The organism is Vreelandella olivaria, assembly GCF_023507745.1.
Lineage (GTDB): Bacteria > Pseudomonadota > Gammaproteobacteria > Pseudomonadales > Halomonadaceae > Vreelandella > Vreelandella olivaria_A.
Window position 1 is genome coordinate 48,499 of record NZ_JALPZO010000110.1, and the last position, 11,348, is coordinate 59,846.

Consider the following 11,348-nt stretch of genomic DNA (forward strand, 5'->3'; position numbering starts at 1 on the left):
TCATTACCTTTTTAAGAATTCGCGGTGCACGTGTGGGCCTTCACCCAAGCAAGTATCCACTGGGTGATTGCTTCGATGTTATCAAGCTCCAGACGTTCCGTTGAGGCGTCTAATAGATCAGGTTGAGGGCCGCTACAAGCCACTGCCCGCACCCATTCACCACTAAAAATCGAAACCTCACCAATACCCTCCCGGTAGAGTACCAGCTTAGGGATTGGCCACTCCTTAAACCCTTCAATAATAACCAGGTCTGGCCGATAAGGGGCCATGAGAGATAACAGATGCACTAAATCCGGTTCCTCCTGCCCAGGCGTTTCCTGCATTAATGCAAAACGCTGGTGAGAGGCTACCAGCATCGGCGCCGCCCCGGCATGGCGCAACCTATAGCTATCCTTACCGGGCTGGTCCACATCAAAGCTGTGGTGGGCATGCTTGATGACACCAACGTTTAACCCAGCCTCTCGAAGCTGGGGAATCACCTGAGTGAGTAGCGTGGTTTTACCTGTACCGCTCCAGGCGGCGATCCCCAACACAGGAAACGGGCTATCATCCAATGCACTTTTCATTGCGGCCCCACTATCCTTTGAGCATTTCACAAGGGCTACTCGCCCTCTTTTTCAGTAGGCAGCAACCAATTTAATACAATGCCAACCAGGGCTGCCAAACTAACTCCCTGCAGGGTAAATTGCCCTCCACCGAACTGCATGCCGCCAATACCAAACACTAAAATTAATGAAACGACGACCAGATTACGCGCTGCAGTCAGCGACTGGCCTGCACGCACCAACGTATTCATACCTACTACGGCAATAGAGCCAAAAAGAAGGGTCATGATACCGCCCATTACCGGCCCCGGGATGGTCTGCAGAAGCGCCCCCAGCTTACCTACAAATGCCAGAACAATGGCAAGTATGGCCGCAACAACCATATATTTGGGATTAAATGCTTTAGTCAGCGTGACCGCGCCAGTTACCTCAGAATAAGTGGTATTCGGGGGCCCACCGAATAATGCCGCCATTGTCGTCGCCAGTCCATCACCCAGTAATGTGCGGTGTAAACCCGGTTTTTCCAGATAATTTTTACGCGTTACCGAACCAATCGCCACCATATCCCCTATGTGCTCTACCGCCGGCGCAATAGCGACAGGAATCATAAAGAGTATGGCAGCCCAGTGAAAACTGGGGGCTGTAAAGGCCGGTAGCGCCAACCAGGCAGCCTCATGTACCGGTGTAAAATCCACCACGCCCATTGCCAATGCCATTATATAACCTGTTGCAATCCCCCCGATAATAGGCACCAAGCGCAATAATCCACGCCCAAATACTGCGAGCACAAGAGTGACCAAAAGGCTCACCATTGATAAGAAAATGGCTTGACCATAGCCAATATTATCGCTCGTTTCACCAGTGGCCATGCTGACCGCAACAGGTGCCAACGCCAAGCCAATCACCATAATGACCGGCCCGACCACCACGGGGGGCAACAAGCGATGCAACCACGCCGTTCCCCGTAAGCGGACTGCCTGTGAAATGGCCACGTAAACGAGCCCGGCTGCCATCAAGCCTCCCATGGTCGCCGACACACCAAAACTGGCGATAGAGCCTTGTATAGGCGCAATGAAGGCAAAGGACGAGGCAAGAAACACGGGTACAGTTTGCTTGGTAACACCATGAAAAACGAGTGTCCCCACCCCTGCTGTGAATAGAGCCACACTGGGATCCAAACCGGTTAACAGAGGCACTAACACCAGCGCACCAAAGGCAACGAATAACATTTGCGCTCCGGTCAATAAGGTCTTGGGCCACGGCTCATGATTAACAGCGTTACTCATCTACAGGCTTCCCATTGTTTAGCTATAAATAGTGACAGGCCAAAAAAATGCCCCCAGCGCTTAGCGCAAGGGGCAATGCTGAATGGAGCGCTTAACGCGTTCCAAAAATCTTATCGCCAGCATCTCCCAACCCAGGGACGATATAGCCATTTTCATCGAGTCGTTCATCCACCGACGCGGTATAGATCTCAATGTCGGGGTAGGCATCCTGCACCCGTTTGATTCCTTCTGGCGCGGCCACCAACACAATCACTTTCATATGCTCACAACCACGTTCACGCAACATATCCAGCGTGGCCACCATTGAGCCGCCCGTTGCCAGCATCGGGTCAATCACAATCGCCATGCGTTCTTCAATATCGTTTGCGAACTTGGCAAAATACGGTACTGGCTGTAGCGTTTCTTCATTCCGGTAAAGCCCTACAACGCTAACCCGGGCGCTGGGAATAAGATCAGTTACTCCTTCCAGCATACCCAGCCCGGCGCGTAAAATAGGTACCACTGTCACCTTCTTGCCTTTCAGTCGCCGCGTGGCAATAGGCTCACCATTCCAGCCATGAATCTCATGATCCTCAAGCTCAAGACCTTTAGTTGCCTCATAGGTCAACAGCTTAGCCACCTCACCTGCCAGCTCACGAAAGCTCTTGGTACTTAAATCAGCTTCGCGCATCAATCCCAGCTTATGTTGAACAAGCGGATGGTTTATGGCATAGACACTCATGGGACTTCCTCACTGCTGGGGATTCAGGATGACCACCTGGGTCGCATTTTGGCAGGCTTACAAAATTGCGCGCCATTCTACCCGCAACTAACCATCAGGTTAAGGGATTTCCGGCAATTGCCACTCAATCGGCGACCGCCCTTGCTCAAGCAGAAACTGGTTCGCACGGGAAAAATGGTGATTACCAAAAAAGCCACGATGTGCCGAGAGCGGTGAAGGATGAGGCGACTCAAGCACTAAATGACGTCGTTGATCAATCAGGGATTTCTTTTGGCGCGCATGGCTACCCCATAATAAGAACACACAGGCAGAAGCATGCTGGCTGACGGTCTCAATCGCACGGTCAGTGAAATGCTCCCACCCTTTACCGCGATGGGAAGCCGCATTGCCCCGTTCCACGGTCAACACGGTATTCAGTAACAGAACGCCCTGCTTGGCCCAGTGCTCCAGAAAGCCGTGGCGAACGGGCGTAAAGCTGACATCACTGGCCAGTTCCTTATAAATATTAACCAGCGATGGGGGTACTTGAACACCGGGCTGTACAGAGAAACACAAGCCATGGGCCTGGTTTGGCCCATGGTAAGGATCCTGCCCCAAAATAACGACTTTCACATCCTCCAGCGGCGTCAACTCAAACGCACGAAACCAGTTCGACGAATGAGGGTAAATGATCTTTCTGGATGCTTTTTCCTGGGCTAAAAAGTGTTTCAGCGCCTGCATATAGTCAGCCTGAAACTCTTGCCCGAGCCACTGACTCCAGTCGCTAGGTAATGGGTTAGCCATAGTTACTTTTTCATTTGATCTGCAAGAGGTTCAACATAGGCAACACCCATATCCCAGGGGAACTGGATCCAGCACTGCTGAGCCACTTCGGTTAAGTACTGATCTACCAAAGGCCGCCCCTCTGGCTTGGCATAGATCGTTACAAAATGTGCTTTCGGCAACATTTCACGTACTGCTCGAGCGGTTTTGCCAGTATCGACAAGATCATCAACCAGCAACCAACCATCGCCATCATGATCAACACCTTTCATAATATCGAGGCCGCCCTGATCCATATGGTCATAACTCTTGATACAGACGGTGTCTATCAGGCGCACGTTAAGTTCACGGGCTATTAGGGCAGCGGGAATAAGGCCACCACGGGTGATGGCAACGATTCCCTTAAAATTCCGTTCGATAAGCTGGTGGCAAAGCTGACGCACGTCACGATGCAACTGGTCCCAGGAAACCGTGAAATGTTGATGATAGCGTTCACTGCTCATAGGAGGCGTTACTCGTCTTCAGTAAATGAACATACCGCGAATACGCCAAAACCAGCATCGCGAATTTTCTGGGAACCACCCAACTCGGGCAAATCAATAATCGTTGCCGTCTCCACCACATGACCACCGCAGCGTTGAATCAGATTGGCAGCGGCCAGCATGGTGCCACCGGTGGCAATCAAATCATCCATTAACAGGATACGGTCTCTATCGTGAAATGCATCGGCGTGAAGCTCCACCTCAGAATGACCATACTCAAGAGTGTACGTTTCACTGATGGTCTTAAAAGGCAGTTTGCCCTTCTTGCGAACGGGCACAAAGCTACAACCCAGCTCGTAGGCTAACGGCGCCCCGATAATAAAGCCACGGGCGTCTATTGACGCGATGGAATCTAGGTTCATTTCCTGGTAGCGATGCACAAAGCTATCGATCAGCTTACGAAAGGCAGCGCTGTTTTGCAGCAGCGGAGTAATATCACGAAAATTGACTCCCTGCTCTGGCCAGTCTGGAACCGTGCGAATCACGGACTTAATATAATCGCCGTAGATGCTCATCGCGTCTCTCATTGATTAGAAAAATGGGCATTAACCCAGGAATAGAAATTTCACTGCAAACAGTAAAGCCAGGATGACAACCGCTGGATTCAGATCGCTGAACCGACCTGACAGAGTCTTAATCGCCACATAGCTGATAAACCCAAGAGCAATACCTTCTGCAATGGAAAAGGTTAACGGCATAGCCAGTGCAGCAATAAGCACTGGTGCTGCATCCGTGGGGTCTTCCCAATTAGCGTGGGCCAGACTGCCCGCCATAAGCACCGCCACGTAAAGTAGCGCACCCGCCGTGGCGTAGGCAGGGATAGAACCAGCCAGTGGAGCAAAAAACAGGCTGATCAAGAACAGCGCCCCCACAACAACAGCCGTCAGGCCTGTACGACCACCAGAAGCAATCCCTGCCGTTGATTCAATATAGCTGGTCGTGGTTGATGTACCCAATGCAGCACCCGCCATTGACGCCGTACTGTCGGCCATCATGGCACGGCCAATACGGGGCAACTTACCATCCGCATCCAACAATTTGCCCCGGTGGGCAACACCTACCAGGGTGCCTGATGTATCAAACAGGTCAACAAACAGAAATGCGAAGATGACGCTCAGCATGGCTACGTCAAGTGCGCCCATCAAGTCCATTGCCATAAAGGTTGGAGCAATCGAGGGCGGCATGGACATGATGCCACCATATTGATTATGACCAAACACCATCGCCAGTACGGTAACCCCCAGAATGCCAATCATCACGGCACCGACCACCCGCAGGTACGCCAGTGCAGTAATTACAAAGAAGCCAAGTAACGCATAGAGTGGCGCCGGTTGGGAAAGGTCGCCCAGTGCGACGAAGGTGGCAGGGTTAGCGACCACAATGCCTGAATTCTTAAGCGCAATCATTGCCAGAAACAGGCCAATACCAGCGGCAATACCCAACCGCAAGGAGAGCGGTATTGAATTAATAATCCACTCGCGGATTTTAAAAATACTTAGCAGGAAGAATGCAAAGCCTGAGAAGAACACCGCCCCTAAAGCCGCTTCCCAGCTGTAGCCCATCCCCAAGACTACCCCATAGGTAAAAAAGGCATTAAGGCCCATGCCCGGCGCCTGGGCAATGGGGTAGTTAGCCCATAGACCCATGACAAAGCAGCCAATCGCAGCGGCAAGACAGGTGGCAACAAATACCGCTCCGTAGTCCATTCCCGCTTCAGACAGAATGCTTGGGTTAACGAAAATGATATAAGCCATGGTAAGGAACGTGGTGATACCGGCGATCACCTCGGTCTTAACATTTGTCTTCTGCTCGGCGAGCTTGAAGTAGTTGTCCAGAAATTTCATGTCGTTTTTTATCCTTCGCGCTAACGCTGAATGCGTCCCTTGATGCGAGAAAAGCCGCACATACTACCTAAAGGTACTTCGCGATGCGAGCACCCCTTATGCAGCTGCTTGAAGCGGGAATACTCCCGCCTTACTTAAGGCTAGCAATCTTCGGGCCATGCACTAACCGATCGGTCAAACAAAAAGCAAATAAAGGCTTATTGACGGCCCGCCAAGACTCGCTCCACTGTTTCTACGATGACCTGGGTTTGCGGATCAATCTCAATATTGACCTGATCCCCCACTACACGCTCTTTTAATATCGTGCGTAACAGCGTTTCAGGAATTAAATTAACACTGAACTCAAAGCTGTGCCCATCGGCACCGGGGCGAACATCACCAACGGTCAAACTGATGCCATCAACACCGATATACCCTTTCTCAAAAACAAATCGGCCAACCTTCTCTGGCAATGCAAACCAAAGTCGGCGATTATTGGGCGCCTCTTCGACATCCACCACTTCAGCCATACAAATAATATGGCCAGACATGGAGTGACCACCAATCTCGTCACCAAAGCGCGCTGCACGCTCTATATTGACGCACTGACCCGGCACAATTGCACCAAGATTGGTCAGCCTAAGCGTTTCACGCATCAGGTCAAAACTAACACGTTCGCCGTTGATCGCCGTTACCGTCAGGCAGACACCGTTATGCGCCACTGATGCACCTATTGCCAACCCTTCACGCAACTCAGCTGACAACGCGACCACATGAGTACGAAACTGCTCAAGCTCATGAACTTCCACTACTTTTGCAGTACCCTGAACAATACCGGTAAACATAACGCTGCTCCTAACCTCGTAACACCAAGGCGAGTTATTAATACGTGGGGGATTTGCGCAAGCTTACTACTAATGCGCTAACCTTGTGCAGATGGGGCTTCCCATCCAAACCTGCACAAACAATGCTTTTTACTACCAAATATCTCACCACCCTCCCACCAACGAAGTGATAATCCAAAAACCAGCTTAAAAAAAGAAAATAAAACCATTTAACCGCCGAAAAGCATGATTTTGAACGGCTCTGATTGACAAGCGACCTACCTCTCTTTAGACTTTTGCCGCAAGTGTAATGACGCCGATTTGTACCCAGATTGCGGGCGTCCACCAAGCCCTTGGCGTGGTGAAGTGCAGCTAAAAGGGTGTGTCCAGCGTTGATGGCCACCCGTAAGGGTGGCCTTTTTTTATTTCCCGCTCTACGCTTGCCCCCTCGCACTCCGTCTTCGGCCTACGATTTAAGGCAGACGCTATGATTGAGCTTAGCAACATCAGTAAAACTTATGGCAGCGGCAATAACGCCGTCTATGCCTTAAAAGAAGTCAATTTAACGGTCCCCAGAGGCACCATCCATGGGGTTATCGGCCTTTCCGGCGCAGGCAAATCGACCCTTATTCGCTGTGTTAACCTACTGGAACGCCCGACCAGCGGCAGCGTGGTGGTTGATGGCCAGGAAATGACGCGCCTAAGCCGCGCCGAACTCAACCAGGCTCGTCATCGCATTGGCATGATTTTTCAACACTTCAATTTGCTAACCACACGCACCGTTTTTGACAATGTCGCCCTTCCCTTAGAGTTAATGGGAGAGAAGCGTCGTGCCATTAAAAACCGTGTACTGCCGCTGTTGGAAATGGTTGGTCTGGCCGATAAAGCGAAGCAGTACCCTGCCCAGCTTTCTGGCGGACAAAAACAGCGTGTCGCCATCGCCCGAGCATTGGCCAGTAAACCCAATGTCCTACTGTGCGATGAAGCCACTTCTGCCCTGGACCCTCAGACCACCGGCTCTATCCTTGAACTGCTACGGGACATCAATCAGCAGCTTGACATTACCATCTTGCTGATTACCCATGAAATGGAGGTCGTAAAGTCCATCTGCCACCGGGTCAGCTTAATTTCAGCTGGCAAGCTGGTCGAAGATGCAGAAGTCGGTGATTTCTTCACCGCGCCACGCACGCAACTGGGCCGTGAGTTTCTCAATGATTTTTTGCAACTCAGCCCACCCAAAGAGTTGATAGAACGCCTAAGCGAAACCTCCGGCGAAGACACGCATCCTGTCGTGCGACTAACCTTCTCAGGAGATACCGTTTCGACTCCGCTTATTTCTCGACTGGCCCGCGAGTGCAGTGTTGATGTCAGTATCCTGCAGGCAAAAGTCGAATCTATCCAGGAGCGTACACTGGGCCTGATGATTGCCGAGCTACTAGGCACCCCGGCGCAAACCCAGCAGGCTATCTCTTACTTAGAAGCGCATCAATTACAGGTGGAGGTACTAGGCCATGTCCAGCGCAATGTTTGACCTTATTTTACAGGCCACGCTGGACACCCTTTATATGGTGGCCATTTCAGGGGTCATTTCCACGCTGTTAGGTATACCTTTGGGTGTCATGCTCTATGTCACACGGCCTCGCCAGATTTTAGCGATGCCTGTGCTCAACCAAACACTGGGCATCATCACCAACATTGGACGCTCCATCCCCTTTATAATTCTGATGGTAGCCATCATCCCTTTCACCCGGATGCTGGTGGGTACGTCTATCGGCATTAATGCCGCCTCTGTACCGCTGACTATTGCAGCCATCCCCTTCGTTGCACGCTTAATTGAAGGTGCGTTAAACGAAATATCGCCCGGGCTTATTGAGTCCGCACAATCCATGGGGGCCACACCATGGCAAATCATCTGCAAAGTGCTTATCCCCGAAGCACGAGGCGGTATTATCACAGGATTAACGATCACCCTGGTGACGCTTGTCAGCTACTCCGCCATGGCTGGCGCCGTTGGCGGTGGAGGATTGGGAGACCTCGGTATTCGCTATGGCTATAACCGCTTCAATCCAACCATTATGTTGATTACCGTTATTATTTTGGTCGTGATGGTGCAGGGTTTTCAAAGCCTGGGCGACTATCTGGTGCGCAAAACGGATCGCAAGTAACAATAGCAGAGCTCTTGCTCACTTATTACAAAAACGCATTAGACATCTTTTTTTTATTACCGCATCATTAAGAAAGCAACAAACAACGCCACAGGAGAAACGCTATGCAAAAACTCATTATCAGCAGTCTCACTGCCCTCGCGCTGGCCATTAACGTTGCCAACGCAGAAACGCGCACCATCAAAATGGGCACCGTGGCAGGGCCAGAAACAGAAGTAATGGAAGTGGCTGCCCGCATTGCTAAAGAAGAGTATGATCTGGAGGTCGAGATCATTGAGTTTACTGATTACGTTACGCCTAACGCAGCGCTGGCCGATGGCAGCCTGGATGCCAATGCCTACCAGCATGAGCCCTACCTACAGGCAATGGTAAATGATCGTGGCTACGATCTTGCCATTGCAGGATATACTTTCGTTTACCCGATCGGAGCTTACTCAGAAAAGTACGACAGTATTGACGACTTGCCCGATGGCGCACAGATTGCGCTGCCCAATGACCCTTCCAATGAAGGTCGCGCGCTGATTCTCATGCACAACCAGGGGCTGATCACACTGAATGATCCCAGTAACCTGGAAGCAACCCCTATCGATATTGCTGACAACCCGCGTAATTTCCGTTTCCGTGAAATTGAAGCCGCCCAGTTGCCACGCGTACTCCCCGATGTCGATATGGCGTTCATTAATAACACCTTTGCCCAGCCAGCTGGCTTAAGCCTGGACGACGCTCTAATTAAAGAGGGCCCTGAATCTCCCTACGTTAACCTGATTGCAGTACGTGGCGGCGATGAAGATCGCGAGGAGATCCGTCAACTGGTAGATGCCTACCAGCGCGATGAAGTGATTGAAAAAGCAGAAGAGTTGTTCAAAGGTGCTGCAGTACCGGGCTGGGTTGAGTAACCACCTCCGCGTTGCGCGCCTAAAACAGCCTCAGGCCAGCCATTAGGCTGGCCTGATCTTTTGGACCAACAAGGAATGAGTATGCCAGCTACGGTGGACTACGCGCTGCTTAACCGTCAACTTGAAGCCCTATTGGACACCCGGGATTGGCTTACCAATAGCGCTCAAACTTGTGCATTCATTCAGCATGCTCTTGATGAGCTAAACTGGGTAGGCTTCTACCTTCAGCGCCAACCCAATATCCTGAGCCTGGGCCCCTTTCAAGGCAAACCTGCTTGCCACCCCATTCCTTTTAGCAAAGGGATATGTGGTGCCGCCGCACGGCAACAGGCCACACAGCGTATTGATGACGTCCACGCTGTTGCCGACCACATTGCCTGCGATGCTCACTCGCGCTCCGAGCTTGTGGTGCCTATTGTAGTAGACAGCTATTTATGGGGAGTGCTCGACCTGGATAGCCCCGCCCACACCCGTTTCAGCCAAGAAGATCAGGCGGGTATTGAAACCCTGGTAGCCACCTTTATTCGCCAAACTGATTTACTACTGTTCTAACCCTGTCACTTCACAAGTAACCTTTTTCATGCTTCATAAACACAAGCGCTCCGTGCATTGCACGGAGCGCTTATTGGGAATTCCTGGTAGGACCAGGCGGATTTGAACCGCCGACCTCCACGATGTCAACGTGGCGCTCTAACCAACTGAGCTATGGTCCTAAAAAAAGCTGCATAAATATGGTAGGACCAGGCGGATTTGAACCGCCGACCTCCACGATGTCAACGTGGCGCTCTAACCAACTGAGCTATGGTCCTACTGTGCAACGGATGCGTATTCTACGTTTTCATAGCTGAATTGCAAGCTGTTTTTCAGTTCACCGCAAGCAATCCACCACCATAAAAGTGCGCTAAATAGGTTAAGGTCGATACTCACTTGATTAGGTGTGAGTTAGCAGGATATATGGCACAGCGGCCCCATGTGGGAAGAAATCCAATGAAACCCAATAACCTGGGATGAAACGGCGGGATTAAGGGAAACAAACTCAGCTAGTTACGCGAACCAGCCTAGTATAGCTCGCCGGAAAATCAGGCGCTAACTGTGCCAAAGACCCCACAAATAGAAAAACGCAGTTTCCTATCAGAAACGGCGTTTTTTGCGCATGAATTGGCACTGCTTCACAACCACCCCGCCGCCCATACAGCGCGCCCGATAATCTCCAGCTCGTGCAGTTGCGCCTGGGGCACCAGCACCTCACTATATTTCTTATTAGCGCTAATGAACGCCACACCCTTCTATACACCAGGTGTGCCTGTGGCTAGAAGCGCGGGAACGTGGGCGCCGCAGCCCTCAAGAGCTTAAAGCACTCAAGTCCTTTAACCGCCTGACCAGTGACCACCGGCTACCCAACGATGTATGGGTGGCCGATGGCCATAAGTTTGATGCCGAAGTCATTGACCCACGGATAGGCAAACCCTTCCGGCCCGAAATTACCACCTGCCTGGATTGGCGGACGCGCCGCATTAGCTTATCCAAACCTGAGCGCGTCATATCCATGGCGCGGTATAGCGGTGATTTTCAACCCAGTTGTCCAAATGACTGCTCTTAAGCAGCCTTTTTATTACGCTCGATTTCCTGCACTTTCCCTGGGTTAAGCGACACTGAGCCAGTGACCTCCCAGTTTCGGGTGCTTCCCGACCAGCGTTTCGGATATCGACGCTTAGCGCTTTCATAAACCGCTTTACGACGTTCAAGGCGTTTTCGATCAACACCACGATGCCGGTCAGCTGGCG

The 11,348-nt window shown here is 51.4% G+C and carries 12 protein-coding genes, 2 tRNA genes and 1 pseudogene; 4 read left to right on the forward strand and 11 right to left on the reverse strand.

Annotated features, from left to right (window positions below):
- Nucleotides 1–11: 11 nt before the first annotated feature.
- From mobB to HP566_RS09285, 8 genes are all read right to left on the reverse strand, one after another.
- Entirely contained in the window at nt 12–566 is a 555-nt protein-coding gene (gene mobB / locus HP566_RS09250; protein ID WP_249976971.1) for a molybdopterin-guanine dinucleotide biosynthesis protein B, read from the reverse strand.
- A 35-nt stretch (nt 567–601) separates the two neighbouring features.
- Nucleotides 602–1,831: a uracil-xanthine permease family protein gene (locus tag HP566_RS09255; protein ID WP_249976972.1), complete on the reverse strand. Its 1,230-nt coding sequence runs from the start codon at nt 1,829–1,831 to the stop codon at nt 602–604.
- A gap of 91 nt (nt 1,832–1,922) precedes the next feature.
- Nucleotides 1,923–2,552 carry a uracil phosphoribosyltransferase gene (gene upp / locus HP566_RS09260; RefSeq protein WP_249976973.1) on the reverse strand — a complete coding sequence of 210 codons (630 nt, stop codon included), beginning with the start codon at nt 2,550–2,552 and terminating at the stop codon, nt 1,923–1,925.
- Between the two features lie 99 nt (nt 2,553–2,651).
- On the reverse strand, nt 2,652–3,335 hold the full coding sequence (gene ung, locus HP566_RS09265) for a uracil-DNA glycosylase (protein ID WP_249976974.1): 684 nt from the start codon (nt 3,333–3,335) through the stop codon (nt 2,652–2,654).
- Nucleotides 3,336–3,337: 2 nt separating this feature from the next.
- On the reverse strand, nt 3,338–3,817 hold the full coding sequence (gene gpt, locus HP566_RS09270) for a xanthine phosphoribosyltransferase (protein ID WP_249976975.1): 480 nt from the start codon (nt 3,815–3,817) through the stop codon (nt 3,338–3,340).
- Between the two features lie 8 nt (nt 3,818–3,825).
- Complete coding sequence (locus tag HP566_RS09275) at nt 3,826–4,371, reverse strand: adenine phosphoribosyltransferase (RefSeq protein WP_249976976.1); 546 nt, start codon at nt 4,369–4,371, stop codon at nt 3,826–3,828.
- Nucleotides 4,372–4,401: 30 nt separating this feature from the next.
- On the reverse strand, nt 4,402–5,700 hold the full coding sequence (locus tag HP566_RS09280; protein ID WP_249976977.1) for an NCS2 family permease: 1,299 nt from the start codon (nt 5,698–5,700) through the stop codon (nt 4,402–4,404).
- A 197-nt stretch (nt 5,701–5,897) separates the two neighbouring features.
- Nucleotides 5,898–6,524, reverse strand: a complete 627-nt coding sequence (locus HP566_RS09285) for a riboflavin synthase subunit alpha (RefSeq protein ID WP_249976978.1) — start codon at nt 6,522–6,524, stop codon at nt 5,898–5,900.
- A gap of 466 nt (nt 6,525–6,990) precedes the next feature.
- Between HP566_RS09285 and HP566_RS09290 the strand changes: the two genes are divergently transcribed.
- The 4 genes from HP566_RS09290 (at nt 6,991) to HP566_RS09305 (ending at nt 10,116) form a co-directional block, all read left to right on the forward strand.
- Complete coding sequence (locus HP566_RS09290; RefSeq protein WP_249976979.1) at nt 6,991–8,034, forward strand: methionine ABC transporter ATP-binding protein; 1,044 nt, start codon at nt 6,991–6,993, stop codon at nt 8,032–8,034.
- On the forward strand, nt 8,015–8,668 hold the full coding sequence (locus HP566_RS09295) for a methionine ABC transporter permease (RefSeq protein WP_249976980.1): 654 nt from the start codon (nt 8,015–8,017) through the stop codon (nt 8,666–8,668). The genes HP566_RS09290 and HP566_RS09295 overlap by 20 nt, the downstream gene beginning before the upstream one ends.
- Before the next feature lie 104 nt (nt 8,669–8,772).
- On the forward strand, nt 8,773–9,564 hold the full coding sequence (locus tag HP566_RS09300) for a MetQ/NlpA family ABC transporter substrate-binding protein (protein ID WP_249976981.1): 792 nt from the start codon (nt 8,773–8,775) through the stop codon (nt 9,562–9,564).
- 81 nt (nt 9,565–9,645) lie between these two features.
- A complete protein-coding gene (locus HP566_RS09305) occupies nt 9,646–10,116 on the forward strand; it encodes a GAF domain-containing protein (protein ID WP_249976982.1) in 471 nt (156 codons plus the stop codon).
- Between the two features lie 84 nt (nt 10,117–10,200).
- Here HP566_RS09305 and HP566_RS09310 read toward each other — a convergent pair.
- From HP566_RS09310 to HP566_RS09320, 3 genes and pseudogenes are all read right to left on the reverse strand, one after another.
- Nucleotides 10,201–10,277 (reverse strand) — tRNA-Val (locus HP566_RS09310).
- Nucleotides 10,278–10,296: 19 nt separating this feature from the next.
- Nucleotides 10,297–10,373 (reverse strand) — tRNA-Val (locus HP566_RS09315).
- 787 nt (nt 10,374–11,160) lie between these two features.
- Nucleotides 11,161–11,348 (reverse strand): annotated as a pseudogene (locus tag HP566_RS09320) (IS3 family transposase); the annotation flags it as partial.

Coding starts and splice junctions, on each gene's coding strand:
- mobB (WP_249976971.1), bottom strand. CDS start 566: ATGAAAAGTGCATTGGATGATAGCCCGTTTCCTGTGTTGGGGATCGCC.
- HP566_RS09255 (WP_249976972.1), bottom strand. CDS start 1,831: ATGAGTAACGCTGTTAATCATGAGCCGTGGCCCAAGACCTTATTGACC.
- upp (WP_249976973.1), bottom strand. CDS start 2,552: ATGAGTGTCTATGCCATAAACCATCCGCTTGTTCAACATAAGCTGGGA.
- ung (WP_249976974.1), bottom strand. CDS start 3,335: ATGGCTAACCCATTACCTAGCGACTGGAGTCAGTGGCTCGGGCAAGAG.
- gpt (WP_249976975.1), bottom strand. CDS start 3,817: ATGAGCAGTGAACGCTATCATCAACATTTCACGGTTTCCTGGGACCAG.
- HP566_RS09275 (WP_249976976.1), bottom strand. CDS start 4,371: ATGAGCATCTACGGCGATTATATTAAGTCCGTGATTCGCACGGTTCCA.
- HP566_RS09280 (WP_249976977.1), bottom strand. CDS start 5,700: ATGAAATTTCTGGACAACTACTTCAAGCTCGCCGAGCAGAAGACAAAT.
- HP566_RS09285 (WP_249976978.1), bottom strand. CDS start 6,524: ATGTTTACCGGTATTGTTCAGGGTACTGCAAAAGTAGTGGAAGTTCAT.
- HP566_RS09290 (WP_249976979.1), top strand. CDS start 6,991: ATGATTGAGCTTAGCAACATCAGTAAAACTTATGGCAGCGGCAATAAC.
- HP566_RS09295 (WP_249976980.1), top strand. CDS start 8,015: ATGTCCAGCGCAATGTTTGACCTTATTTTACAGGCCACGCTGGACACC.
- HP566_RS09300 (WP_249976981.1), top strand. CDS start 8,773: ATGCAAAAACTCATTATCAGCAGTCTCACTGCCCTCGCGCTGGCCATT.
- HP566_RS09305 (WP_249976982.1), top strand. CDS start 9,646: ATGCCAGCTACGGTGGACTACGCGCTGCTTAACCGTCAACTTGAAGCC.